We start from the raw sequence: 24,022 nt of genomic DNA on the forward strand, positions 1-24,022 counted from the left end.
CGGGGGGTGAAGGGCACACCCTGACCGGGGGGGGGGGGGGGGGGCCACCCACCCCCCCCCCCCCCCCCCCCCCCCCCCCGGGGCCGTCAGGTGGCGACGAGTTCGCGGGGAGCCTCGACCGCGTCGACGGTGTGCTCCTCGGCTTCAGCGGCGGGGTTGATGGTGATCACCTCGGCGGCCTCGGCGTGGGCCTTGGCCTGGCGCAGTTGGAACCGGGCCTTGCTCAGGGAAGCGGCCACGCGGTCGAGCTGCTCCAGTCGGGCACCGACCTGTCCGGCCAGGGCTTCGGCGAGCTTCATCGGGTCGGTGCGCGCGATGTCGTCCAGCAGTGCCCGGACCTGCTCGACCTTGTCGAGGGTGCCCCGGGCCTGCTGCTGGGCGGCGACCCGCTCGGTCCGCTGGTCCTCGGTCAGCTCCTCGGCCTCCAGTAGTACGGGCTGGTCCTGCTGCTGCTTCATCGCGTACGCGAAGTGGATGATCTCGTTGTCGCCCTTGAACTCACCGCGGGCGAACTTCCCGAGAATCACGCCCTGGTTGGCATGGTTGAGCGCGGCGATCTTCACGGCGGCCAGGACGCCGATGTGTCCGTCCTCGACGACCCTGGCGACGTCGGCGTGCAGGTCGAGGAGCGCGAGGCGCATATTGACGTACAGGACGGTCTTGCTGAAGTCCTCGGCAACGCTCTCGGGAGTGGCGCCCTCTTCCTCGTCCAGGACTCGCTGGAAGCCGCGGGCTTCCTCGAAGGGAGTCATGTCCTCGCGGTTGATGTTCTCCGACATGGACGCCTTGAACTGCGCCAGCTCGTTGGCGACGCTGAGGATCTTCGCGCGGATCGTCTTCTTCCCCGCGAGCAGGTGCGCCCGGTAGCGGCGCTCGCCGGCGACGATCTCGTAGCCGCCGCGCTCGTTGTCCGGGCGGACCACGATGTCCTGCAGCAGTCCGTACTTGAGGATCGAGTTCTTCAGCTCCTCCAGGGCCACCGGGTCGAAGAGCTCACGCGGCTGGTTCGCGTTGCGGTGAACCTGAGCGATCTTGAGGGTGCGCACGGTGGCCATGAGGACTACTCCAAGAGGTGATTTCGGAAGAGGTTCCCCCCTCTTCCCGATATCAATATTCTAGTACCTTTCGGGGTGGGGGCCAGCTCCCCGGACGTGACCTCGGCAACACAAAAGCGCAGGTCAAAGCACCCGCGACCCTCGCAGGGGTAGGCGGCGGCGACTCCTCGCGCACGAAAGGCGGCGGGCGCTGAGGAGGTCTCGGCGCCCGCCGCCTTTCCGTCTGTCACGCGGTGAGCGACAAGCTCTCACCCAGGCGCTCCCGCCATGCCCGCGCTGACTCGGGCATGCCCGCGGCGACGGCGCTGCGGCACGACTCCGAGATCGGGCAAGCGACGCAGACCCGTGCCACCTCCTCCCGCGTGGCCGCGCGCCCCTCGCCGCGCGGATCACACGAGGCGGCACTCCACGCGATCGGCCGAGTCAAAGGAGTGTCCTGGGTGTGCAGGAGGTTCAGGGCCAGCAGTTGATCGACAGCGAGCTCGCGGGCTTCCACCCGGGGACGGGACTGCTGCGCGAGCGCAAGGATGCGCTGCTTGTCGATCAACGTTGCCTCTCCAGATCGGCCGAGGCCGCACGCGCCCCCGGATCGTGCTCATGCTCACCACGGGCACCAAGTCAGACCTGGAAGCCCCACGGTGACGCCGGATCACCTTATCCAGGCCGAAGTGGATGCACTCGCCATTTTTTGCCTGGCGAAAAGTGCCTCACATCCTCCAGACGTGATCCATCCCCGCTTTTCACCACGTAAAAAAGTGGTCAAGGGAGCCTCAAGGCCCGCTTAGGGTTCTGTTGTAGTCAGAACAGCGGCAACGTGAGAGATGAACATGCGAGCAGTCGTGGTGCACGAGCCCGGCGGACCCGAGGTCCTCCGGCTGCAAGAGGTCCCCGACCCCGAGCCCAAGCGAGACCATGATCTCGTCACGGTGAAGTACGCAGGCGTCAACTTCGCCGACGTCCGCATGCGGGAAGACAACTACGTCGCACCCGTCTCGTTCCCCTTCATCCCGGGCCGAGAACTCGTCGGCACCACCCAGGACGGCCGCCGGATCGCCGCCCTCACCGACAACGGCGCCTACGCCGAGAAGGCCCTCGCCCAGCGCGGACTGGCCTGGGAGATCCCGGACGAGATCACCGACGAACAGGCGTGCGCCCTGCTCCTCGCCGGCCAGTCTGCCTGGCACCTCCTCCACACCACCCTGGCTATCCGGGAAGGCGAAACCGTCCTCATCCCTGCCGCAGCCGGCGGCCTCGGCAGCATCGCTGTCCAGCTCGCCAAGCGTCACGGAGCCAAGGTCATCGCCATGGCCAGGGGGTCGATCGCGGTCGCCGCTGCCCGCACCTACGGCCCCGACGCCGTACTGGACACCTCCAGCACCGACGACCTCGCCGAACGCATCATGGATGCGGCCGGCGGCCGAGTGGACGCCGCCCTGGAAATGATGGGCGGGAAGATGTTCACGGCCACCGTCGAAGCCCTGGCCCCCCGTGGGCGTATGGCACTCTTCGGCTGCACCCCTGGCGACGGCATCCCCCAGGGCAGCCTCATCTACGGGTCCAAAACGATCTCTGGATTCTGGCTGCCCGACTACTACAGCAACCGCTACGCGCTGCGTAACAGCATGAACGCCCTTTTCTCGATCACCGCGATAGGCGCCCTCAAGACACCCGAAACCTTTACGTATCCCATGGATGCCGAGTGGCGCGTACAGGCGGCGCAGGAAACTATCGCCGGGCTCTCTGGCAAAGCCCTCCTTGAGCCCGCAGGCTTCTACAACGCTGCCGCTGTATGGGGATGGCACGGGTGATCAGCATTCGGGAGTAGTACTCTCTATCCTTCGGCTTTACCTCTCCTTGACTAGGGGGTTAGGGGGGTGCCGCTTCAAATCCAGTAAGACGGACTGTGCACGGGGGGATGCGCAGCGCACGTATCCACCGAGGGGCCGACGGCGTGAGCGCCATCAGCAAGAGCAGCAAGGACTCCAGCCAGCAGCGCGCCTTCCGCGTACAGGCCGCATTCGTCGCGCTGGGCGGCGACGTCCTCGGCCCAACAGAGATCGCCGAAGCCACCGGCCTTGACCCCGCGACCGTCTACCGCGTCCTCAAAGCCGGGCTCTTCGACGAGACCTTCGAACAAGTCGGCCGCGGACGCTACCGCCTGGGCGCAGGCTCGGCCCGCCTGGGCATGCGCACCCTCGCCCGCACCCCCGCCGACCCCGAAGCCGCCAACGCCGCCCTCGAGGAACTGCACCGCACCGCAGACGGCCCCGTCGGCTACTACATCGCCGTCGGCTCCCGGAAACTCCTGATCGACTCCGTCATCGGCGACTTCGACCCCGACGACCTCAACCTCGATCCCCTGGAGACGATCTCGATCATCCGCTCCCTGCGGACCGGAGCCGCAGGCCGAGTGATCCTCGCCCACCTGCCCGAGTCAATCATCGTCAAGGTCCTCGCCGAGCCCGTACCCGACGGTGTCGGTCCCGGCGCGATCAAGGACAACCAGCAACTCCTGGACTCCCTCGAAGACATCCGCGCCTGCGGCTACGCCGTCGGCCGCCAGGAATCCATCACGGGCTGGGACTCCATCGCCGCCCCTGTCATGTGGGGCGACACCGTCCAGGGCGCCGCCGCCGTCATGGTGCCCGCCGCCCGCGCGGCCCAGGACCCTGGCCCCTTGGTCGACGCCACCCTCAAAACAGCCCGGCAGCTCACCCACCTGCTTGCCCTGACCTAACCCCCCGGCCCCACCGGACGCAGCCGCCCGCGAACCGTCACCACGACCCGCGAGCGGGCGAACAGCCATGCCCACCACCGGCCGCCCCCCGGCCGACGCCCCGAGGAGCCTCCACATGGACACGATCACCGACACCACCCAGATCGCCGGCCACCCCGTCACGCTCGTGACCCCCTTCGGTGTCCGCATCGACGCCGCGCTCCCCGGCACCCCGGTCACAGACCTGCCCGTCGCCCGCCTGCGTGAACTCGCCCGCGAGCACCACCTGCTGCTCCTGCGCGGCTTTACCGGCTTCACCAGCGCCGACGACCTGACCGGCTACAGCGCCCAGTGGGGCGAGATCGCCATGTGGCCCTACGGTGCCGTCCTCGAACTGGTCGAGCACGACAACCCCGACGACCACATCTTCGATCACCGCTACGTGCCCATGCACTGGGACAGCATGTACCGGGAGCAGATAGCCCAGTTCCAGGTCTTCCACTGCGTCAGCGCCCCCGGCGTCGGCAACGGCGGCCGCACCACCTTCACGCAGACCGAGGCCGTCCTCCGCGACGCCGACCCGGCCCACCGCGAACTGTGGGAGAAGGCCACCGGCCGCTACCGCCGCGCCGTCTCCGACTACGCCGGCGAATGCGTCTCGCCCGTCGTCACCACCCACCCCGACGGCTTCCCGATCATCCGCTACAACGAGCCCCCGGTGGGCGAAGACTTCCTCAACCGCCCGGACCTGGAGTTCACCGGCATCCCCGCCGAGCAGCTGCCGGAATTCCACCGCACCCTCCAGGAGGCGCTCTACAGCCCGCGCCACCTGTACGCCCACACCTGGCAGACCGGCGACGTGGTGATCGCCGACAACTACACCCTCCTCCACGGCCGCGAGGCGTTCACCAGCCGTTCCCCGCGCCACCTCCAGCGCGTCCACGTCCTCGGCACCCCGCCCCTGGAGAACACCGCGCTCACCCACCGGTAAGCCCCCCGCACGGCAGCGGCCCGGTACTCGTCACAGACGAACACCGGGCCGCACACAGGTCGCTCAGCCGACGACGCTCAACGCCACTCGACGTCGATCCGCTCATGCGGATCAGGGTTCCGCCCACGACGGCCCGGCCCCACCCGCACCTTCGCGATCACCAGCAACGTCAACGCGCGCTTCGAAGCCGCCGGAGCCCTCTTCCACCAGGCAATCAGCTCGTCCACGTCGCCCGACGGCAACGCCGCCCCGGTCATCTGCTCCAGGAACCGCAGACGAGTACGAGCGTCACGGGCCTCCTTGCGGGTCACCTTCAGCGCCGCCACGATCCCCTCACGCGCCTCATCAAGCATCGGGGTCCGGACCATCGCGTCCAGCCGCTTGACCCGCGACTCGACCGGCTTGATGCCCTTCTTCAGACGCCCGACCTCAGCCTCGACGTCAGCAAGCAGGGACTCCAGCCTCTCCCGAGCTTCAGGCCGAAGGAGCTCGGCCAGCACACGCTCCGCAACGGCACCCTCAAGCATGAGCGCGTTCATGCTGATCGAGCCACAAGGCTGGCTACGAGCGGCCTCCCCGTCCGCCGCCGGTAGACCAAGGGGGTCATCCGGCTTCGCCGACGGGCAGCGGTAGATCGGCTTGCCGGCCGCCCAGGACGGGATCAACTCCCAGGCACACTTCCCGCAAACAGCTATGCCCCCCAGCGGGTACTCACGCTCGTCCACATCCTCCGAACGGCCCCGGGACAGCTCCTTCAGCTGCTTCTGCTCCTCCGGGGTGATGATGATCGGAGCCCCATCGATGGGCTGACCATCGGCATCGAGCCCGGCCGTGCGCGGGCGCAGCAGGGTACGCATCAGAACTTCTTCACGCCAGGGGTTCCCCAGCGTGGTGCGGTGCCCCTCGGCATTCACCCAGCGCGTGACGTCCGCCTGCCGCTCGCCCGCCAGCATCCGGCAAGCTGCCTCACGCAAGTAGGCCGCCTCTCCGGGCTCAAGATCGCCGGACATCGTGAACCCTGCGGTCCGCCGCGGCATGACAACTCCATCCACTCGGGGCCGGTCACCTCCGGCTTAGCAACCACGTAGCCCCGTAATAGGTAAATGTATATCGACACTCTGTGGATCTCGGCTCAATAGACGCCCGGAAGGGGTGCGCTCCACGGAAATGGCAGGTCAGTGCCTCAAGGGTCGATAGCGAGTGGCATACGTCACGCGTTGAAGGGCGGAAGGGGTGGCTTGGTCTATGCCCGCCAGATGGGCAATAGTGCAGCTTCCCGACCTCGAACGGCTTCAGGGAGGGCCCCAAAATATGTACCTGGCCAATGAGGCATGGAGGATGTGGGGGCCGCTGAAGCTCAGGGACGCTGGCCGCCGTACGGCCGGGAGGCCCGGGTGGGCGGCGGACTGGGGAGCTCGGCCGTCCTCCCGGGCGGCCATCCACCCCTAAACGGACCTGGCTATGCAATGGACATCATTAGCTGCTCAAGCTGGCGAATCGACCCAAAGCTTCCCTAGGTTTGAGGCAAACAATGGCCGAAAGTGATCGAAGGCGAAGTGTCGCCTTCGAGCGTCGCGTCGGCGAGCCTTGGGATAATGATCATGCGCACGTCTCGTCCGGGTGCAGTTTCCCGGACCTATCGCGCGCGAACATGGGAAAGCGAATCCGTTGCTCGCGCCCCTCGCAAGTTCGGTTGGTCCTGGTCAGTGAGCCTGTCGGCGCAGCGGGGCCTGCTGGCGGGTCCGCTGAGTCCCCGTTGCGGGGACGCCACGGGGACGGAAGGCCGGGTAACAGGTGGGACGCCCCAGGAGCGGGGTGGAATGCCGCACCGCCTCTGACCTGCGAAAACGGGAAAATCTGAGCCTGAGCGGGACGGGGCGGGAAGATCTTGAGAGGACTCATAATCCGTCGGCCGTGGGTTCGAGTCCCACCCGCCCCACTTTGCGGCTCAGGTGCAGAAACGTTGCGACCTGGTCTTACGAGGCCCCGCCCGGTTTTCCCGGGCGGGGCCTCGTGCTGTTTTCCCCGGTGGACCGCGCTCATTCCTGTGAGCCGGATCACGGGAACGGGCGTCCGGGGGTGGATGTGTGCGGGTGTGACCCGGTACGGGGACCTGACGGTCCCTGAGTGATCATTTACGGGGCCGGGCCGGGAGTGCTCCCGACCCGGCCCCCGTATGTGCTCCGAACCGAAACGAGGCCGGTCCCCCGTGAACCCCCGCACCACCCGTACAGCGCTCGCCGCCGTCCTGCTGACCGCCGCCCTGGCCGGCTGCTCCTCGTCCGGGGACAAGGCCCACGACGGCAAGGGCGGCGGGGGTGAGCCGGGCAGCGCGCAGGCGGCCCTCGCGGAGCTGCCGGTCAAGAAGGCGGCGTCCAAGTCGGGATACGACCGGGAGGCCAAGTTCGGCCCCGCCTGGTCGGACAGGACCTCCGCCCCCGGCGCCGGGAACTCCTGTGACACCCGCAACGACATACTCGCCCGCGATCTGACGGACAAGAAGTTCAAGGACGGCTCGAAGTGCGTCATAGACGCCGGCACCCTGGCCGACCCGTACACCGGCGGGAAGATCCGCTTCGAGCGCGGCCGGAAGACGTCGTCGGCGGTGCAGATCGACCACATCGTCGCCCTGTCGAACGCGTGGCGGACAGGGGCGCAGAAGCTTCCGCAGGCGAAGCGTGAGGCGCTCGCGAACGACCCCCTCAACCTGGTGTCCGCCGACGGCCCGGCGAACATGGGCAAGGGCGACAAGGACGCGGCCGCCTGGCTGCCCGCCAACAAGAAGTTCCAGTGCGCGTACGTGGCACGGCAGGTGGCGGTGAAGAAGGCGTACGGGCTGTGGGTGACCTCCGAGGAAGGGGACGCGATGCGGAAGGTGCTCAGCGGGTGCCCGGGGGAAGCGCTGCCGGGCGAGGGGGCGAAGGGCGTCGCCCTGCGGTAGGCGGCCGGATCGCGGTGGGGTCACGGCGAATGGTGGGACTCCTGGAGCTCCGAGTGGAGGAAGGGCAACACGCCGCGTTCCAGCAGGGCCTGCTGCCAGGCCGCACGGGAGCGCGTGACCTCCGTCTCCGCCTCGGGGGCGTCCTCCTCCGGGGCGGGCCGCTGCCGTGCCGCCGTGACGAGCAGCGCCGTCACCGCGAGGGCCGCGGCCGCCGCCGCGACCAGGGCGGTCGTCCAGCCCGAGGCCACCAGGCCGTCCGCCAGGCGCTCCTGGGTGCCGGTCAGCCGCAGGCCGTAGCCGAACAGCAGGAAGGCCGCGGCGGCCACCCCCGCCAGCGTCGGCACGAGCACGCCCAGTGCCCCAGCCGGCCCGCCGCCGAACCCCCGCGGCGAGCGCCCGTCCGGCGCGGGCGGCTCCTGGGGCGTGGGGCTGGTGCGCGTGCGGAGATAGGCGCGGTACTCGTCGGCCGCCGTGGCCGCGATCTCCGCGCGGGCCCGGAGCGCCCTCGCGCGCAGCTGCTCGGCGCTGACCGGCGCGCTGCCGCGCACGGCTTCCCTGATCTCAGGGAAGTGCAGCGCCTGTTGGACGACGCGTTCGAAGTCGGGTGTGTCCTCCGCCCTCAGGTGGGCCAGACTGTCCATGGGCGTCCCCCGGTTGCCTCGACGTGACGGACTCCATGAAACTTCCCCAGTTGCGCAACCTCTAAAGTGTGTTGCGGGCGCGAGGATCGGGCCACGCTCGCCTTGATCCTCGGCCGGGGCGTGGGTACTCTCCTCCGGCCTGTGCCGCGGCGGATGTCGTGGCCATGGAAACGCGCAGGTCGAGACCGTCTACGGACCGTAAGGACAGAAACGAAGATGATGCACCGGATCGCACGCTCGATAGTCGGCGCCTTGGTCGTCGCGATGGCCGTCATGGGCCTGACGGCCACGGCGGCGCACCCGGCCGCCGCGGCCGCCGCGATCCGCCCGGCCGCGGCCGCGGCGCCCGCCGACGCGTCCGCGGTGTCTCAGGACGGCGCGTCCCGGACGGCCGCCGCCGCCCCGGCGACCGTCGAGCTCGCCTCGAAGCACGAGAAGAAGCTCGCCTCGAAGCACGAGAAGAAGAAAAAGAAGAAGGGCTTCTTCGCCAAGCTCGGCAAGTTCCTGCTGATCGTGGGGATCCTGATCATCGTCTTCCTGGTGCTGCTGATCGTCGGCATCATCTACGCCGCGAAGCGCATCTTCCGGCGGCGCCGGGGCTGAGGCCCAGCCGCGCGCATGCCGGACGGGCCGGTGGTCCCGTCCGGCGATTGCTCCCTCGGGCCGCTCCCTCAGGCCGCTCCCTCAGGCCGCTCCCTCAGGCCGCGCCGAACGCGCGGCGGGCGCCGCGCCGCCAGCGGTTGGCCGGGAGGGCGGGGCGCAGCCACGCGAACGAGCTGCAGTATTTGGTGAAGACGGCGGGGCGTATGCCGTACTCGTGCAACAGCCGGTCCGCCTCGGTCAGATGGCCCGTCGTCTTGGTCTCCACCAGGACAAGTCCCGCCTCGCACCGCACCGTTCGGTCCGCGCGCAGGTCGCCGCAGGTCAGCCCCGCGTCGCAGGTGATGCGCTCGCCGTCGGCGACGAAGGTGGCGCGCAGATAGTCCGTGCTGAGGGAGGGGCCGAGCCCGTCGGGCGGCTCGATGCCGTACGAGGCGCGCAGCGTCTCGGCGAGGAAGTCCCGGCAGCGGGCGTCGAGCGGGGTGTCGGCGCCGGTGAGCGGGCGCCGGTGTTTGACGGTGTCGCCGCGGCGGCCCTTGAGCTTGATCTCGAACTGCCGCTCCCCGGTGTCCTCGTACACCCGCTCGCGGATCTTGAAGCGCAGCCGTCGGCCCTGGCGGTGGTCGTGGAAGGACCGCAGGCCGGGGGTGTCGTAGTAGACGGAGTGGTAGCCGAAGGCGCGCCTGCCGTCGATGGCGAGGGCCCGGAAGGGGCCGCCGGGCCGCCGGGGGTCGGTGAGCCGTCCGGCCATCCGCAGGAAGACCGGCGCGGGCACGAGATAGCTGCGGTCGAAGCGCGCGAGCAGCGCGGACCGCTCGTTGACCTCCGCGAGCGAGATGGGCGTTGTGGCGTGGGCGGCCTCGGTGATGGCCCGTACGGCCGTGGCGCTCACACCGACTCCCAGGCGGGCGCCGTGCCGCGGGCCGGCTCGGCGGGCGCGGCCTGGCGGGCGCCCGCGCTGTGCCCGGGCTCGCGGTAGCGGACGTCGACGACGGTCAGGTCGCGTACGAAGTCGACTTCCATGACGGTCCAGTTGAGGGGCTCGCCGAGGCGCCGGGCGAGGTCGGCGCGGAGGGCGGCGGGGTCGCTGTGGACGGCGTCGAGGGTGACGATCGTGCGGCGGGAGCGGGCGAGCAGCCGGGGGTGGTCGGCGACGTAGATCACGAGCAGCAGCAGGGCGCTGAGTCCGGCGGTCAGGCCGAAGGCCAGGTGCGGCAGGCCGCAGATCAGCCCGAGCACGAGCGTCGTGAAGTAGTACGCGACCTCCTCGTGCTGCACCGAGTCGGAGCGGAGCCTGATGATCGACAGCACGCCGAACAGCCCGAAGCCGAGCGCCGTACCGCCGGTGCCGCCCACCTCGGCGAGTGCGGCGACGACCGTGAACAGCGCGACGTTCAGGGCGAGATAGGCCGGCACCAGATCGCGGCGCCGGTGGCGCGGGTAGTAGACCGCGAAGGTGAGCAGGCAGACGGCGACGAGGTCGAGCCCCAGGTGTGCCGCGAGGTGCCGGTAGGAGTCCATGGCGTCACTGCTCTCTGTCGAGTGGTGGGCGGGTCCCGCCGTATCCCCCCGGGAGACGGGGAAACACGGACCATGGAGAACTCTGGGTGAACAAGTGCTCGCTCCTGTGTGAACAATGCGCATCCTTGACGGACTCGGACCGGTCCTGTCCGGAACCGCACCGGCCGTGACGCGTTCGACGTTCTTGTGGGATGCGTCCCACCGCCTCACCCGGGTGAAGGCCCACTTCACGGGTACGGGGGGAATAGCTCGCGGCACCGTCTGGTTGGCGGTGCCGGGGCACTCGACCACGAGAACCGGAAGCAGGTAGTTCACGTATGACCAGCAGCACGGTGGAGCTCACCAAGGACAACTTCGACGAGATCGTCTCCGGCAACGGATTCGTGCTCATCGACTTCTGGGCGGAGTGGTGCGGCCCGTGCCGGAACTTCGCCCCCGTCTACGAAGGCGCGGCCGAGCGCCACGACGACCTGGTCTTCGCGAAGGTCGACACCGAGGCCCAGCCCGAGCTGGCCGCCGCGTTCGAGATCCGCTCGATCCCGACCCTGATGATCGTCCGGGACAACATCGCCGTCTTCGCTCAGCCCGGCGCGCTGCCCGAGGCGGCGCTGGAGGACGTCATCGGCCAGGCCCGCGCCCTGGACATGGACGAGGTACGGGCGTCGGTGGCCAAGGCGCAGGCCGAGCAGGGCGGAGAGCAGCAGACCGGTGAGTGAGCTCCTGCTGGTCCGGCACGGCGAGACCGGGTGGAGCCGCTCCGGGCGGCACACCGGTCTGACGGACATCCCGCTCACCGAGCACGGCGAGCGCCAGGCAAAGGCGCTGCGTCCGCTGCTGGCCGGGCGGCGCATGGCGGCGGTGCTGGCCAGCCCGCTCAAGCGGGCGGTGCGGACCGCCGAGCTCGCGGGGCTCGACCCCGAGATCGACCCCGACCTGCACGAATGGGACTACGGCGGCTACGAGGGCATCAGCACCGACGAGATCCACCGCACGCGCCCCGAGTGGTATCTCTGGGACGACGGCGTCCCGGCCGGCGCCCCCGGGCACCCGGGGGAGACGGCCGGACAGGTCGGGGCCCGCGCCGACCGGGTGCTGGCCCGCCTCGCCCCGCTGCTGGCCGAGGCGGACGGCGGTGACGTGGTGCTGGTCGCGCACGCGCACTTCCTGCGCGTGCTGACCGCCCGCAGGCTCGGCCTGCCGGCCACCGCGGGTGCCCTCTTCCGGCTGGGCCCCGCTACTGTCAGCCGCATCGGCACCGAGCACGGGCGCCCCGCCCTCGACGCGTGGAACCTGCCCTCGCCCGCGGACCTCGTCCCGGGGCCGGGCGGGGAGCGTGTCGGAACCGGGCCGGGAGCACCGACCGGCCGATGATCGGTGCGATCGGGGGACCACTCCCGGTCTTCATATGACCCATTTGCTTACGTGGAGGAATGACATCGTGGCTACGACCCGCACCGCGCACACCGTCTGGGAAGGCGAACTGCTCAAGGGCAGCGGCACCGTCACCTTCGACTCGTCCGGCATCGGCAGCCAGCCGGTGTCCTGGCCCTCGCGCGCCGAGCAGGCCAACGGCAAGACGAGCCCCGAGGAGCTGATCGCGGGTGCCCACTCCAGCTGCTACTCGATGGCCCTGTCGCACGGCCTGACCGGCGCGGGTACGCCGCCCACCCGCCTGGAGACCAAGGCGGACGTCACCTTCCAGCCCGGCGAGGGCATCACCGGCATCCACCTCACCGTCCGCGCCGAGGTGCCGGGCCTGGACGAGGCCGCCTTCGCCGCGGCCGCCGAGGACGCCAAGAAGAACTGCCCGGTCAGCCAGGCGCTCACCGGCACGACGATCACCCTGACCGCCGAGCTCGTCTGATCCGGGGGGCCGGGGGCGGTGTGCCTCCGGCCCCTGGCGTCAGGTCCGGAGCGACGCGTAGACGATCAGGTTCCGCACGGGGTGCCCCTGCGCGTCGAGGTCGCCCGCGCATGTCACCAGCCGCAGCACCCGGTCCGAGGTGCTGCCGTAGACCTTCCGCGTCGGGAACGCGCTCTTGTCGACCGTCTCCGTGCCGGTCACCGTGAACCGCAGCACCTTGCCGTCGCCGCGCTCGACGTCGATGGCGGTTCCCTTGCCGACCTTGTCCAGGTCGTGGAAGACGGCCTTGCCGTCCCGGGTGTCGTTGTGCCCGATGATCACAGCCGCTCCCGGTGTGCCGGGCTTGGCGCTGCCCGTGTACCAACCGGCCGTCATGCCCTTCTCCGGCGGCGGCACCTGCACGGTGTCGTCAGTGTTCAGCCCGAGCCGCAGCAGTCGGCTCCGCACGCCGATGTCGGGGATGGAGATCCGGGACGGCTCTTCCGCGGCGGCGGGGGTGCCGGTGGCTTCTTTGCTGCGGTCGCCGCCGATGGCGCAGCCGGTGCTGGTGGCGAGGAGGGTGACCAGGGCAGCCAGGGCGAGGGCGTGGGGGCGGATGCGGGGCATGTGGCCACGGTAGGGAGGGGGCGGTGGGGGTGGCTTCGGTTGAACGGTCAGTTCGTGTCGGCCTAAAGGAGGAGGCGGGTGCGTGGCGCCTGCGGCGGGCTTTTTCCCCAGCCCCGCCCCTTCCCGAACTGGGGCGCGTGCCCCAGGCCCCCGGCTGCCGGTCCGTTGCCTCCCCCAGCTACCTCCCCCAGACTCCGTCCGGGGGCGCCCCCAGAGGTGCCCCCAGCGGCGGGAGCGGCCTGCGGCCGCGTCCTCAAGCGCCGGACGGGCTGAGTTGTGCGGACCGTGGCCAGCGAATTCAGCCCGTCCGGCGTTTGAGGACAACGCGCGAAGCGTGTTGCGGGGTCTGGGGCGACAGCCCCCCACGCGGCGGAGCCGCACATCAGATGCAGCCGGGAAGGGGCGGGTCTGGGGAAAAAGCCCGCCGCAGGCGCCACCCACCCCCGTTACACCAGCCGCTGGAACAACCCCCACGTGAACTCCGCGACCCGCTCACCCTCCGCCGTCGAGAACCCCAGCCGCCACCGCGAAGGCGCCGTACCCTCCATCGGCCGAGCAGGAGCGAAAGCACGAGCCACCTCGTCCACCGTGCACGACCAGGGGAGAAGATCCTGGACCGTGCGCAGCGACGGGCCGGGCGCGCCCGGCGCGCGGATCAGCCACTCGTTCCAGACGGCGCCGCCGGGCGCGGAGAGGACCTCGAAGCGCAGGTCGGGCCAGAGCGGCACCGGCCAGGTGAGTGCCTCGAAGGTGAGGTCGCCGACGCGCCGCTCGCCGGCCGTCTCCGGCGGGCCGAGCACCGAGCGGTAGCGCGCGCCCGCGCCGCGGCGCCGGGGTGAGCGCAGCATCGCCTGCCAGCGGCGGTTGGCCTCCCGCATCGCGGACCGGTCGGTGCCGAGCTCGCGCAGGGCGTCCTCGACCAGGCCGGGCTGGTGGTCGGCCATCCTCCGCAGCAGGACCAGCTGGAAGTCCGTCGGACCGAAGGCGGGCGCATCACTCATGGGGCCATCGTGGCGCACCCGCCGCCGTCCGCGCGGCCGGACCGCTTGGTTAAGGTCGTGCGGAAGTCCCACCACGTACGGAGGTCCGATGGCCGAGCACGCCGATCGCACCCCGCTGCTGCGGCTGCGCGGGGTCGGCCGCACCTACGGGGAACGCCAGGCGCTCCATCCGCTCGACCTCGATCTGGAGGCGGGCACCTGCACGGCCCTCTTCGGGCACAACGGCTCGGGCAAGTCGACGCTGTTGCGCATCGCGAGCGGCCGCGACGCCCCCACCCGCGGCACCGCCTTCTTCGCCGGGCGCCGGGTGAGCGAGGACGACCCGGAGGTGCGGGCCAGGGTCGCGGTCGTCGGTGACACCGTGGCCACCTACCCGGACCTGACGGTGCGGGAGCACCTCGAACTCGTCGCCGTCGCCCACGCCGTGGACGACGCGCAGGCGTGGATCGACCATGTGCTCGCGGACCGCAGGCTGTCCGACCACGCGCGGGCGCTGCCCGGCTCCCTGTCGTCCGGCCAGCTCCAGTCGCTGCTGCTCGCGGCCGCGCTCGTGCGCCCGCGGGACCTCCTCGTCCTGGACGAGCCCGAGCAGCGGCTGGACCCCGACGCGCGCGTCCGGCTCGCGGAGCTGCTGGCCGGCGAGAAGGCGGACGGCGTGGCCGTGCTGCTGGCCACGCACCAGGCGGAGCTGGCCGAGGCGGTCGCGGACCGGATGGTCGCGCTGGAGGACGGCAGGGTGATCGCCGAGGGCCCGCCGGCGGAGGTGCTGGGACAGCTGGGGCTGCGGGGATGAACGCGCGGGAGACCCCACCGCTCGCCGACGAGCCCGCCCCGGCCGAGGAGCCCACCTGGACCGAGGAGGACGACGACCGCACCGCCGAGACGCTGGCCTGGCTGCGGGAGAAGCGCCGCGCGCACCGCCGCCGGAAGGGCCGCGACCTCGCCGTCGTCCTCTACACGATCGTCCTCGCGCTGCTGGGCTACGGCAGCGGTTACGCCTACCACTTCCTGCGGCAGATCCGGCTGGGCGCCGACTACAGCGGTCTCGGCGCGGACGTGCAGCGCGTCCTGCCCGCGCTGTTCACCCTGCTGACCGCCGGGCTCGCCCTGGCCGCCGCCCGGGACGCCCTGTGGCGCGGGCCGGTCGTCGTGCCCGGCCCGGCCGTGGGCTGGCTGCTCGCGCAGCCCGTACGCCGGGCGAGGGTGCTGCGGCCGTGGTTCTGGCTGTCCGCCGGGCTCGCGGTCGTCCCCGGCCTGCTGCTCGCGCTCGCCGGGGCCGTGGTGCTCCGCGTGATGAGCCTGGCGTCGGTCGGCACGGCGCTGCTCGCGCTGCTCCCGGCGGCCGTCTGCCTGCCGCTGCTGGCCGTGTCGGCGGGGATGGCGGTGGAGCGGCGGGCGGCGCTCGCCCGGTCCGTGCGCCGCCGCACGCCGCTCGCCGTCGTGGTGCTGATGCTGCTGGCCGCCCAGGTGGCGCTGGCGGGGTACGGGCACCGGGCCGGCCCGCTGGAGCGGGCCGAGCTGTGGTCGGGGCCGTGGGGGTGGGCGGCGCAGCCGGTGGTCGAGGCGACCGGCGGCAGCGCGCCGGGCTGGCCGTACGCGCTGGTCCCGCTCGTCCTCCTCACCGCCGCCGGCCTCGTCCAGGGGCACCGGGACGCCGCGCGCGTGCCGACCGTCCAGCTGCGCCGCCGGGCAGCGACGGCGCAGACCGTGTCGTCGGTGATGTGGACGGTGGAGCTCAGGGCCGCCAAGCTCGCCCTGCTGGACGCCACGGAGAGCGGCCGGACCCACCGGATCCGGTTGCCGCTGCCGCGCTCGGCGTACCTCGTGGTCGTCTGGCGGGACCTCCAGGCGCTGCTGCGCGCGCCCGCCCGCCTGGCCAAGGCGCTGATGTGGACGGTCTGCGCCGGCGCGGCGGCCGCGCTCGGCACGCGGCTCGGCGGCGAGCACGGGACCCTGTGCCTGGTCGTGGCCCTGCTGTTCGGCTATGTCGCCGTGGGCGCGCTCGCCGAGCCCGCGCGGCTGGAAACCGACGATGTGCGACGCGCCGCCTGGTCGCCCTTCCGCTTCCGTGTGCTGATGCTCCAGCACACGGTCGTCCCGGCCCTCGTCGGCGCGCTGCTGGCGGCCCTGGCCGCCGTGCCGTTCGCCGTGGCGGGCGCGCCGTGGGCGCTGCTGCTGATGCCGGTGTGCGCGGTGCCGTTCGCGGCCGCGGCGGTCTTCGCGGCGTGCCGCGGCCCGGCCCGTACGGGCCTGATGTTCACGGGCGTGCCCACGCCCGTGGGCGACCCCGGGATGCTTCTCTTCCTCGCCTGGTACGCGGCGGGGCCGCTGGTGTCGGCCGGCAGCCTGGCGCTCGCCCTGCGGACGGCCCTGAAGGGCGTTCCCGGCGCGGGGACGGTGGGGGACGTAGCTCTGGTCGCCGCGCTGTCGAGCGCCGGCCTGCTGTACTTCGCGGCGCGCTCGGCGGACCGGCTGGTGCGGCACTGAACGCCGCATCGCCGCAGCTCAGGCAAAGATTCCGTTTCCCGTTCCGGTTGCTCCTCGCGCCGGGGTGACCTCCCGGTTTTCGGCCGCGAGTGGTTAGCCTGTTGACCGTGGTTGATCACCGTGTGAGGACAACCAGGGGGGTAGTGGACTTCATGGGCAGGAGCGGCGCTATAGGAGGAAGTACCCATGCCGACCGGGTCTTCCGGGTGCAGCGGGCCTTCACCGAGATCGAGGGGCAGGTGCACGGCCCGGGTGAGCTCGCCGAGATAACCGGACTGGATGATTCCACCGTCCATCGCATTCTCCAGTCGGGTGTCTACGACGGCACGTTCGCCCGCGAGGGCCGCGGCCTCTACCGGCTCGGCTCCGGCGCCGCCCGGCTCGGGCTGAAGGCGCTCTCCCACGCCCCCAACACCCACGTCGCGCACGCCCTCCTGGAGGAGCTGCGCGCGGACACCGGCGGGGGGCTGGTCTTCCTCTTCGCGCTGGCGCCCTTCGGCGGGGCCAGGAAGCAGTGCCTGGACATGGCCGTCGGCGACTCCGACCTCTCCGAACTGGGCATCGGCCACCGGACCTTCCTGGAGGTCTCGCAGTCGCTGCGCACGGGCGCCGCCGGCCGGGCCATGCTCGCCCACCTCCCCGGGATCATCCAGGAGGCCGTCCTGGAGGAGCCGGCCCCCGCGGGCGCGGGCCCGGGGGCCTATCGCGACAACGCCGAACTCCTGCTGTCCCTGGAGGACGTACGGGGGCAGGGCGTCGCCCTCGACATGGAGGAGTGCGCGGCCGGGTGGCTCGGCTGCGCGGCCCCGGTCCGCTGGGACGGGCTCATCATGGGGGCCGTCGCGGTGCTCAAGCCCAAGGGCTTCCTCCCGTGCTGGCCGGGCCTGGCCCGCGCCACCAGGCGGGCGGCCGACGGCTTCGGCCGGGCGGGCGACCGCGGTGCCTGGTCGGCGGAGACCGCCAGCTCGTACTGAGTTTCCGCAAAGTTAACTTTTCTTTGCGGAATCAGCACGGGGAACGTGGAACCGCGCTTCTGAAATGCCGTTTCTCGCGGGGCGGGAAAACGGAAAGCGCGGCACCGTTTCTCGCCCTGCGGGAGAGCCCGGGGATTCCTTGACAGGCCGTGCCGCGACCCTTTGATACTGGGTGCGATGAAAGCCGGTGGCCCTGCGCCCGAGTTCCGTGGAAAAGGGGGAATTCCCGTGTCCTGCACCGTTGTCGCGTGTCCGTACGCCCCGGCGCCCAGTGCGCCCTGTGCCGCCCGCACGGCCGGTGACCAGGTCGGAACCCCGCCCTGGCAGCGGGAGTCGGAGCGGGTGGCGCTGCTGTCGGAGCGCGAGGCGGAGGTGTTCGAGCTCCTCGGCGAGGGGTTCTCGAATCGCAGCATCGCGCAACGGCTGGATGTGACGGAACGCACGGTCAAGTTTCATGTGGCCCGTGTGCTCAGCAAATTGTGCGTGGAATCCAGATTGCAGGCCGGTCTGGTCGCGCACACCTACCGGTTCCTGTACCAAGGTACAGTCCCCCGGGTGATCGCCGCTCGCTAGAGTCAATTGCACGGCGGTTCGGAGAGCACGGGGGAGAGTGCTCGAATACCGGCCCGGAAAAACCTTCCGCGGGGTATCCGCATTCCAGGACTCCGGCCGCCGTCGCAGACTTCCGCGGCGCCATGCCTTCCGTACATCCGCGCGGCACCGGTGCCCTGTCCCCCGTAGTGCTCGACTGGGAGCGGAATTGAAGCGTCCACTCAACCCGATCGACGAGGTCTTCCTCTCCATGGGCCGGGAACCCGGCCTGACCCACGGCCAGTTCCTGAGGTTCCGCGGCAGCCCGCCCCCACTGGCGGAGCTCCGCGACCACCTCGTGGCCAGGCTGCCCGGCCTGCCACGGCTGACCTGCCGGACGACCACCACATCGGGCCGGGCGTATCACGTGCCCAGCTCCGTCTTCGACATACGCGACCACCTCAGGGAGGAGGAGTTCCCCGCGGGAACCACGCTGGACGAGGTGCTCACCGCCCTCGCACGACTGCCCCTGCCCGACGGCGGACCCCTGTGGTCCCTCCACCTGGTCCACGGCTACGCGCCCAAGGAGTACGCGGTGTGCTACCGCGTCCACCACAGCACCGAGGACGGCATGGGCGCCGTGCACGTCATCGGCTCCCTGTTCGGTGACGGGAAGGAACCGGAGCGGAGGGGCCGGGACGAGCAGGGCCCGCTCTTCGGGGCGTGTCCCGACGAACTGCTCCGCGGCACGCTGAGCGTGGGCGCCGGCCTCGTACGCGGCCTGCTGCCCGCCCGGCGCTGGCCCAGGGCGCCCGAACCCCGCCCCGGCCACCTGGCCGTGTGCAGCACGAGCGCCACCCAGCGCGAACTCGGCCTGCTGGGGCAGCGGTTCGGCGGCACCTTCAACGACGCCTTCCTCATGGCGCTCTGGGGCGCGCTCGCCACCTGGAGCGCCGCGGGGGAGAGGGGCGGGGTGCGGGCGGTCTTCCGCGCGGCGCCCGTGCCGGTCCGGATGCCGCTGAGCACCCGGCGCACGGGCGAGGAGGCGGCCCCCGGCAACCACCTCACCACGGCGGTCGTCGCGCTCCCCGGCCAGGGGCTGCGCACCGACGCGGCGTTCGCGGAGCTCGTCGAGGGCACCCACCGGATGCGCTCGCGCGGCCTGCGGCCCGCGAGCAGGGCCCTGGTCGCCCTGCTGCCCGCGGCCCTGACCCGATGGACCGTCAGGCGCCTGCTCAGCCCCCGCTCGTCCCCGCTCTACGCCTCCAACTACAGCCAGCCCGCCTTACTGTCCTTCAAGGGCGATCCCATGATCGACGCGATACCGCTCGGGGTGCTCCTGCCGGGCAACGCCCTCTCCGTGACGCTGCTCTCCTGCGGCTCCCGGGTCCGGGTGAGCTTCCTCTACGACCGCAGACTGCCCGGGGCCGACCGGCTCGCGGCCCTGTGGCGCGAGGCACTGGACACCCTGTCCGCGCCGTCCGCGCCCACGGACACCCCCTTGACCACCGCATCCCCGCCGTCCATTCACCAGAAGGGTCCCTCATGCTGAGTCGGTCCGGTCCACGCGGAAACCCCGTCTGGACCCTGATCGTGACCGGGCTCGCGGTCTTCATGGCAGCGCTCGACAACCTCGTGGTGATCACCGCGCTCCCCGCCATCCGGGAGTCCCTCGGCACGAGCCTCCAGGACCTCGAATGGACGGTGAACGCCTACACCCTGACCTTCGCGGTCTTCCTCATGGCCGGCGCGGCGGCGGGTGACCGCTTCGGGCGCCGCCGGATGTTCCTGGTGGGCCTGGTCGTCTTCACCGGGGCGTCCGCCGCCTGCGCCCTGTCCGACTCCTCGGGGCAACTGATCGTCGCCCGCGCGGTGCAGGGCCTCGGCGCCGCCATCGTGATGCCCCTGACGCTGACCCTGCTGACCGCGGCGGTGCCCGAGCGCAAGCGCGGCATGGCGCTGGGGATCTGGGGCGCGCTCAGCGGCCTCGCCGTCGCCCTCGGCCCGGTGATCGGCGGCACCGTCGTCGAGAAGATCTCCTGGCAGTGGATCTTCTGGATCAATGTGCCGATCGGCATCGTGGTGCTGCTGCTGGGCGCGTGGAAGCTCGCCGAGAGCACCCACCCCGAGAGCTCCCTGGACATCGGCGGCACCGTGCTGGTGATCCTCGGCATGTTCGGCGTGGTCTTCGCCCTGGTGCGCACCACCGACGACGGCTGGACCAGCGGCAAGGTGCTCGTCTCCCTGATCGGCGGCGTGGTGCTGCTCATCGCCTTCGTGTTCTGGGAGGCCCGCACCCGCCACCCGATGCTGCCGCTGCGGCTGTTCCGCAACCGCGCGTTCAGCGCCGTCAACGTCGCCAGCCTGATGATGTTCGCCGCGATGTTCGGCCTCGTGTTCCTGCTGACCCAGTTCATGCAGAACATCCAGGGCTTCTCGCCGCTGGGGGCCGGCGTGCGGATGCTGCCCTGGACGGCCATGCCCGTGGTGATCGCCCCGGTCGCCGCCCTGCTCACCGCGCGGATCGGCAACCGCCTCGTGGTCGCCCTGGGCCTGCTGGCCGAGGCCGTCGCGCTCGGCTGGCTCGCCTCCGTGGTCGGCACGCACACCGCCTACTCCGACGAGGTGCCCGGCCTGGTGCTCGGCGGCATCGGCCTCGGGCTGTTCTTCGCCCCCGTGGCCGAGATGGCGATGAACATCGTCGCCCCGCGCGACCAGGGCATCGCCTCCGGAGCCAACAACACCTTCCGCGAACTCGGCGGCGTCTTCGGGGTCGCCGTCCTCACCTCGGTCTTCACCGCGCAGGGCGGATACGGCACACCACGGAGCTTCGTGGACGGCCTCGTCCCCGCCTCCTGGGTGGGCGCTGGCTTCGCGGCCCTGGGCTGCCTCGCCATCCTCACCGCACCCCGCCGCGCACGCGGCAAGCACGTCGCGGCGGCGGGCGGGGCGCGGGACGCGGGGCTGCCGCGGGACGGCGACCTTCTGGAGAGTCCGCGCTGAGGACGCCCGTACGGAAAGCACCACGGGTTCCTCGGCAACCAGCCGGAAACCCGCACGACTTGGGGGACGTACATGTACGACGTGATTGTGGTGGGGGCGCGGGTCGGCGGCGCCTCCACGGCGATGCTGCTCGCGAAGGCGGGCCACAAGGTCCTGCTCCTCGACCGCGCCACCTTCCCCGGCGGGAAGGCCGCGGCGACCAACCTGGTTCACCCGCCGGGCATCCTCCGGCTGAGGAACTGGGGCCTGCTCGACGAACTGACCGCCACCGGCTGCCCGCCCATCCACGAGTACGGCCTCAAGAGCGGCCCGGCACAGCTGATGGCCCGGCTGCCCGCCGTCGACGGCGTGGACGAGGCGTACTCCCCGGACCGCGCCGAACTCGACCGCATCCTGCTGGAAGCGGCGATCAAGGCCGGCGCGGAGTTCCGCGAGGGGTTCTCCCTCCGCGAGCTCCTCAGGGACGAGGACGGCACCGTCACCGGCGTGCGCGGCGAGTCAGGCGAGCGCGTCACCGCGGTCGAGCACGCCCGCGTCGTGGTGGGCGCCGACGGCTCCAACTCCACCGTCGCCCGCCTCGCCGGCGCCGAGAAGTACGCCACCAAGCCCGTACTGAACAAGAGCCACTGGTCCTACTGGGAGGGCATCCCGCACGACGGGAAGGTCCGCACCTACCGCCACGCGGGCAAGCACACCTTCACCTGGCCCACGCACGACGGCCTGACCATCGTCGGAGTGGCCCTGCCCGTAGCCGACTTCAAGGCGGGCAGCGACGAGGAGCGCGACCGCACGGTCATCTCCGCGTTCGCCGAGGTGGACCCCGAGCGGGCCCAGCTGCTGCGCGAGACCAAGCGGGCCGACAAGTGGCTGACGGGCGCGGTCCCCAACTTCCTGCGCCGCTCGCACGGCCCCGGCTGGGCGCTCGTCGGCGACGCCGGGTACACCCGCGACCCGATCACAGCCTCCGGCATCACCTACGGGCTGCGTGGCGCCGAACTCCTCGCCGAGGCCATCGACTCCGGCCTGTCGGGGCGCGCCCCGCTGCCGGAAGCGCTCGCCCGCTACGCGCGGCGGCGCGACGAGATGGTCACCGGGCACTACCGCTACACCTGCGACCACGCGGTGATCTCCAACCACACGCGGGAGGAGATCGCCTTCATCCGGGCCATGAGCCGCAGCCCCACACACGGGCGCGACATGGTGGGGATGTTCGCCACCGTCGTCGATCCCGCGCGGTTCTACTCACCGCGCAACATCCACGCCCTCCTGGACCACCTGGAACCGGGCCCCGGCCCCGGCTGGAAGCTCCGCTTCGTGCAATGGCTGGCCAGGGGCCTGCCGCGGCACGTACCGCCCGCGACGCGCCTGGCGGACCGCCTGATCGCCGAGAACCTCGGCCCGATGGGCGAGTACCTGCTGGCGCCGCAGGCGCGCCGAGCGGCCTAGCGCTTCTTCTCCGCGACTGGGGGCGCGCCCCCAGATCCCCAACTCGACGCAGCACACCCCGGCGTACGCGGCGAAGCCGTGTGCACCGACGAACCACCCGCACCAAAAACAGCAACGGAGACATCGGCATGGCACAGAACACCGCACTCCTCTTCCCCGGCCAGGGCGGCTTCGACAGCGCGGCGCTCCGCTCGGCCAAGGAGAGCTACCCCCAGATCCGGCGGGTATTCGAGCAGATCGACGCGGAGACGCAGAACCTCTTCGCGCGGCGGATCACGGACACCCTGTTCGGCCAGGAGAAGGCGGACCTCGGCGAGCTGCTCGCCGACGACCCCTGGGTCTCGCAGGTGGCCATCTACGCCGCCGGCCTCGCCGCGTACGAGATCCTCGCCGCCCAGGGCGTCGAGCCGGACGTCCTCGCGGGCCACAGCCTCGGCGAGATCACCGCCCTCGTGGCGGCGGGCGCGTTCTCGGTCGAGGACGGCGTGCGCATCGTCGCGCAGCGCGTGGCGGTCATCCAGCGGCAGCAGGGCATCGACGGCCGCATGGTGGCCCTCACCGCGGGCGCCGACCGGGTCCGCCTGCTGCTGGACCTGGTGGACGAGCCGCTGCTGGCCGTCGCCACCGAGAACCACGACGAGCAGACCGTGGTGAGCGGCCCGGACAAGGTCCTGGACCGCGTCACGGCCATCGCCCGGCAGCTCGGCATCAACGCGATCGAGATCGACGCGCCCTTCCCCTTCCACACCCCCGCCCTGGCCCCGGCCGTCCCGGAGTTCGCCGCGTACGTCCGCAAGCTGGACCAGCACCCGCTGCGCCGCCCGGTCTACTCGCCGATCCTCCAGCGCTACTACGAGCCCGACGACGCCCTGGCCGACCTGCTGGCGGAGCACTTCGTCAAGCCGGTCCGGTTCGCGACCGCGGTGCGCCACCTCCATGAGTCCGGGGTCACCACCTTCGTGGAGGCGGGCGGGCGCCCCGCGCTGACCAAGCTCGTCACCCGGCTCACCCCGGACTCGGGGGTGCGCGCCCTGGCGACGCTCGCCCTCGACGGCGGCGGCCGCCTCGCCCTCGACGCCACCCTGGACGTCCTGCGGGAGGCGGGCCTCGCGCACGCCGCCGGAGCCCCCACCCTCGGTGGCCTGCTGGCCCCGGCGGTGCCCTCCGACGTCTTCGAGGCGTACTGGGCCCGCCACGGCGACGACGTCCTGGCGTACGTCCGCGACGAACTCGCCGCCTTCCAGCGGGAGAACGCCCCGGCCGCCGCTCCTGCCGCCCCCGCCGCGCCCGAGGCCGCGGCCCCCGCAGCGCCCGCCGCGGGTGCCGGTCCGGACCGCGACGAGGTCTTCGCCGCCCTGCGTGCCCTCTACGCCGAGGCCCTGGAGTACCCCGAGGAGGTCTTCGAGGGCGGCGTGCAGCTGGAGGCCGAGCTGGGTGTCGACTCCGTCAAGCAGGTCGAGCTGCTCTCCCGCGTCTCCGAGCGCTACGGCCTGCCGCCGCGCGAGTCCGGCTTCCGCCTCTCCAACTACAACACCATGGACACGATCGCCGACTTCGTGCTCGCCGAGCTGAGCGGCGCCCGCGAGCACGCCGGCGCGGCCTGACCGCCACGGCCCACGGCCCCGCATGGCACGACTCCCGGGGG

General features: G+C 71.5%; 24 protein-coding genes and 1 tRNA gene. 17 read left to right on the forward strand and 8 right to left on the reverse strand.

Features of this window, described 5'->3' with window-relative positions; genetic code table 11:
* Positions 1–86 precede the first annotated feature (86 nt).
* Both ACZ4A5_RS21715 and ACZ4A5_RS21720 read right to left on the reverse strand, forming a co-directional pair.
* Entirely contained in the window at positions 87–1,055 is a 969-nt protein-coding gene (locus tag ACZ4A5_RS21715) for a ParB/RepB/Spo0J family partition protein (protein ID WP_467586414.1), read from the reverse strand.
* A gap of 226 nt (positions 1,056–1,281) precedes the next feature.
* Entirely contained in the window at positions 1,282–1,602 is a 321-nt protein-coding gene (locus ACZ4A5_RS21720) for a hypothetical protein (RefSeq protein WP_467586417.1), read from the reverse strand.
* 280 nt (positions 1,603–1,882) lie between these two features.
* Between ACZ4A5_RS21720 and ACZ4A5_RS21725 the strand changes: the two genes are divergently transcribed.
* From ACZ4A5_RS21725 to ACZ4A5_RS21735, 3 genes are all read left to right on the forward strand, one after another.
* Positions 1,883–2,863 carry a quinone oxidoreductase family protein gene (locus tag ACZ4A5_RS21725; protein ID WP_467586420.1) on the forward strand — a complete coding sequence of 327 codons (981 nt, stop codon included), beginning with the start codon at positions 1,883–1,885 and terminating at the stop codon, positions 2,861–2,863.
* A 143-nt stretch (positions 2,864–3,006) separates the two neighbouring features.
* The gene (locus ACZ4A5_RS21730) at positions 3,007–3,792 is read left to right on the forward strand and encodes an IclR family transcriptional regulator (protein ID WP_467586424.1); all 786 of its coding nucleotides are present in this window, start codon (positions 3,007–3,009) and stop codon (positions 3,790–3,792) included.
* Positions 3,793–3,907: 115 nt separating this feature from the next.
* On the forward strand, positions 3,908–4,762 hold the full coding sequence (locus tag ACZ4A5_RS21735) for a TauD/TfdA dioxygenase family protein (protein ID WP_467586427.1): 855 nt from the start codon (positions 3,908–3,910) through the stop codon (positions 4,760–4,762).
* 77 nt (positions 4,763–4,839) lie between these two features.
* Here ACZ4A5_RS21735 and ACZ4A5_RS21740 read toward each other — a convergent pair whose 3' ends face one another.
* Positions 4,840–5,799 (reverse strand): hypothetical protein, encoded by a 960-nt coding sequence (locus ACZ4A5_RS21740; RefSeq protein ID WP_467586431.1) that lies wholly within the window; start codon positions 5,797–5,799, stop codon positions 4,840–4,842.
* 837 nt (positions 5,800–6,636) lie between these two features.
* Between ACZ4A5_RS21740 and ACZ4A5_RS21745 the strand changes: the two genes are divergently transcribed.
* Positions 6,637–6,701: transfer RNA gene (locus ACZ4A5_RS21745), tRNA-OTHER, on the forward strand.
* Between the two features lie 270 nt (positions 6,702–6,971).
* Positions 6,972–7,703 (forward strand): HNH endonuclease family protein, encoded by a 732-nt coding sequence (locus tag ACZ4A5_RS21750; protein WP_467586435.1) that lies wholly within the window; start codon positions 6,972–6,974, stop codon positions 7,701–7,703.
* Between the two features lie 20 nt (positions 7,704–7,723).
* On the opposite strand, the gene ACZ4A5_RS21755 is transcribed toward ACZ4A5_RS21750, so the two are convergent.
* Positions 7,724–8,344 (reverse strand): hypothetical protein, encoded by a 621-nt coding sequence (locus ACZ4A5_RS21755; RefSeq protein ID WP_467586439.1) that lies wholly within the window; start codon positions 8,342–8,344, stop codon positions 7,724–7,726.
* 216 nt (positions 8,345–8,560) lie between these two features.
* Here ACZ4A5_RS21755 and ACZ4A5_RS21760 point away from each other — a divergent pair, with 216 nt between their 5' ends.
* Positions 8,561–8,947, forward strand: a complete 387-nt coding sequence (locus tag ACZ4A5_RS21760) for a hypothetical protein (RefSeq protein ID WP_467586444.1) — start codon at positions 8,561–8,563, stop codon at positions 8,945–8,947.
* A 94-nt stretch (positions 8,948–9,041) separates the two neighbouring features.
* Here ACZ4A5_RS21760 and ACZ4A5_RS21765 read toward each other — a convergent pair whose 3' ends face one another.
* Positions 9,042–9,836 carry a polyphosphate polymerase domain-containing protein gene (locus ACZ4A5_RS21765; RefSeq protein ID WP_467586449.1) on the reverse strand — a complete coding sequence of 265 codons (795 nt, stop codon included), beginning with the start codon at positions 9,834–9,836 and terminating at the stop codon, positions 9,042–9,044.
* A complete protein-coding gene (locus ACZ4A5_RS21770; protein ID WP_467586453.1) occupies positions 9,833–10,465 on the reverse strand; it encodes a DUF4956 domain-containing protein in 633 nt (210 codons plus the stop codon). The genes ACZ4A5_RS21765 and ACZ4A5_RS21770 overlap by 4 nt, the downstream gene beginning before the upstream one ends.
* A gap of 317 nt (positions 10,466–10,782) precedes the next feature.
* Between ACZ4A5_RS21770 and trxA the strand changes: the two genes are divergently transcribed.
* The 3 genes from trxA to ACZ4A5_RS21785 all read left to right on the forward strand — a co-directional run bounded on the left by trxA (position 10,783) and on the right by ACZ4A5_RS21785 (position 12,329).
* Positions 10,783–11,181: a thioredoxin gene (gene trxA / locus ACZ4A5_RS21775; protein ID WP_467586456.1), complete on the forward strand. Its 399-nt coding sequence runs from the start codon at positions 10,783–10,785 to the stop codon at positions 11,179–11,181.
* The gene (locus tag ACZ4A5_RS21780; RefSeq protein ID WP_467586459.1) at positions 11,174–11,836 is read left to right on the forward strand and encodes a histidine phosphatase family protein; all 663 of its coding nucleotides are present in this window, start codon (positions 11,174–11,176) and stop codon (positions 11,834–11,836) included. Before trxA ends, ACZ4A5_RS21780 begins: the two co-directional genes overlap by 8 nt.
* A 67-nt stretch (positions 11,837–11,903) precedes the next feature.
* Positions 11,904–12,329, forward strand: a complete 426-nt coding sequence (locus ACZ4A5_RS21785; protein ID WP_467586461.1) for an OsmC family peroxiredoxin — start codon at positions 11,904–11,906, stop codon at positions 12,327–12,329.
* A 39-nt stretch (positions 12,330–12,368) separates the two neighbouring features.
* On the opposite strand, the gene ACZ4A5_RS21790 is transcribed toward ACZ4A5_RS21785, so the two are convergent.
* Together ACZ4A5_RS21790 and ACZ4A5_RS21795 are read right to left on the reverse strand one after the other, a co-directional pair.
* A complete protein-coding gene (locus ACZ4A5_RS21790; protein WP_467586464.1) occupies positions 12,369–12,935 on the reverse strand; it encodes a class F sortase in 567 nt (188 codons plus the stop codon).
* 446 nt (positions 12,936–13,381) lie between these two features.
* Positions 13,382–13,936 (reverse strand): hypothetical protein, encoded by a 555-nt coding sequence (locus ACZ4A5_RS21795; protein WP_467586467.1) that lies wholly within the window; start codon positions 13,934–13,936, stop codon positions 13,382–13,384.
* An 88-nt stretch (positions 13,937–14,024) separates the two neighbouring features.
* Here ACZ4A5_RS21795 and ACZ4A5_RS21800 point away from each other — a divergent pair, with 88 nt between their 5' ends.
* The 8 genes from ACZ4A5_RS21800 to ACZ4A5_RS21835 all read left to right on the forward strand — a co-directional run bounded on the left by ACZ4A5_RS21800 (position 14,025) and on the right by ACZ4A5_RS21835 (position 23,981).
* Positions 14,025–14,729, forward strand: coding sequence for an ABC transporter ATP-binding protein (locus ACZ4A5_RS21800; protein WP_398871590.1), 705 nt, complete (start codon positions 14,025–14,027; stop codon positions 14,727–14,729).
* Positions 14,726–16,423 carry a hypothetical protein gene (locus tag ACZ4A5_RS21805; protein ID WP_467586470.1) on the forward strand — a complete coding sequence of 566 codons (1,698 nt, stop codon included), beginning with the start codon at positions 14,726–14,728 and terminating at the stop codon, positions 16,421–16,423. The genes ACZ4A5_RS21800 and ACZ4A5_RS21805 overlap by 4 nt, the downstream gene beginning before the upstream one ends.
* Positions 16,424–16,575: 152 nt before the next feature.
* Entirely contained in the window at positions 16,576–17,397 is an 822-nt protein-coding gene (locus ACZ4A5_RS21810; RefSeq protein ID WP_467586473.1) for an IclR family transcriptional regulator, read from the forward strand.
* Between the two features lie 342 nt (positions 17,398–17,739).
* Complete coding sequence (locus ACZ4A5_RS21815; protein WP_467586476.1) at positions 17,740–17,970, forward strand: response regulator transcription factor; 231 nt, start codon at positions 17,740–17,742, stop codon at positions 17,968–17,970.
* 187 nt (positions 17,971–18,157) lie between these two features.
* Entirely contained in the window at positions 18,158–19,480 is a 1,323-nt protein-coding gene (locus ACZ4A5_RS21820) for a wax ester/triacylglycerol synthase domain-containing protein (protein ID WP_467586478.1), read from the forward strand.
* On the forward strand, positions 19,474–20,931 hold the full coding sequence (locus ACZ4A5_RS21825) for an MFS transporter (protein ID WP_467586481.1): 1,458 nt from the start codon (positions 19,474–19,476) through the stop codon (positions 20,929–20,931). The genes ACZ4A5_RS21820 and ACZ4A5_RS21825 overlap by 7 nt, the downstream gene beginning before the upstream one ends.
* A gap of 72 nt (positions 20,932–21,003) precedes the next feature.
* Positions 21,004–22,377 (forward strand): NAD(P)/FAD-dependent oxidoreductase, encoded by a 1,374-nt coding sequence (locus tag ACZ4A5_RS21830; RefSeq protein WP_467586484.1) that lies wholly within the window; start codon positions 21,004–21,006, stop codon positions 22,375–22,377.
* A gap of 128 nt (positions 22,378–22,505) precedes the next feature.
* Positions 22,506–23,981 carry an acyltransferase domain-containing protein gene (locus ACZ4A5_RS21835; protein WP_467586487.1) on the forward strand — a complete coding sequence of 492 codons (1,476 nt, stop codon included), beginning with the start codon at positions 22,506–22,508 and terminating at the stop codon, positions 23,979–23,981.
* The last annotated feature ends 41 nt before the right edge of the window (positions 23,982–24,022 follow it).

It is taken from the genome of Streptomyces sp. NPDC025618, from assembly GCF_055558795.1.